The sequence below is a fragment of the Nitratireductor sp. GCM10026969 genome (assembly GCF_042660605.1).
In the GTDB taxonomy this organism is placed as follows: domain Bacteria; phylum Pseudomonadota; class Alphaproteobacteria; order Rhizobiales; family Rhizobiaceae; genus Chelativorans.
On the sequence record NZ_JBHSUM010000335.1, the window covers coordinates 1 to 572 of the forward strand.

Annotated in this window: 1 protein-coding gene; it reads right to left on the reverse strand. The window is 70.5% G+C overall.

Annotation, left to right across the window (positions count from 1 at the left end; genetic code table 11):
- Positions 1-110 precede the first annotated feature (110 nt).
- On the reverse strand, positions 111-572 hold a 462-nt coding region (locus tag ACFP9U_RS25365), incomplete at its 5' end, for an NAD(P)-dependent oxidoreductase (protein WP_378625676.1).

Consider the following 572-nt stretch of genomic DNA (forward strand, 5'->3'; position numbering starts at 1 on the left):
GCCGACGAGCGCGCGGGCCACGGCCTCGGCGTTGGGCCGCGACGTCTTGCAGCGCAGGAGGGTTTCGACGACAAGGGCGGTCGCCTCTTCGATCGACAGTCGGGTGTCGCTCATGCCTTGGCTCTCAGATGCTCCAGAACGGTCTGCGCCGTCTTGTGGCTGACGCGCACGTTGGATTCACGGGTCACGCCGGCGATGTGGGGCGTCAGCACGAGGTTCTTGAGCCCCTGGAACCGGGCGCCCGTCTCGGCGCCGAGCGGCTCTTCCTCGAAGACGTCGAGCGCGGCGCCGGCGATCCGCTCCTCGCGCAGCGCCGCGCAGAGGGCCTCCTCATCGACAATGCCGCCGCGCGCCGCATTGACGAGCACGGCGTCCTTCTTCATGCGGCCGAGGGCGGCGGCATCGATCATGTGGCGCGTGTCCGGCGTCAGCGGCGTGTGCAGGCTGACGACGTCCGCTTCGGCCAGGAGCCGGTCGAGCGTGACGTCGCGCGCACCCTTCCAGGCGGGATGATCGGCCGGCAGGAAGGGATCGCAGGCGATCACGGCCATGCCGAGCGCTTCGGCCCGTTG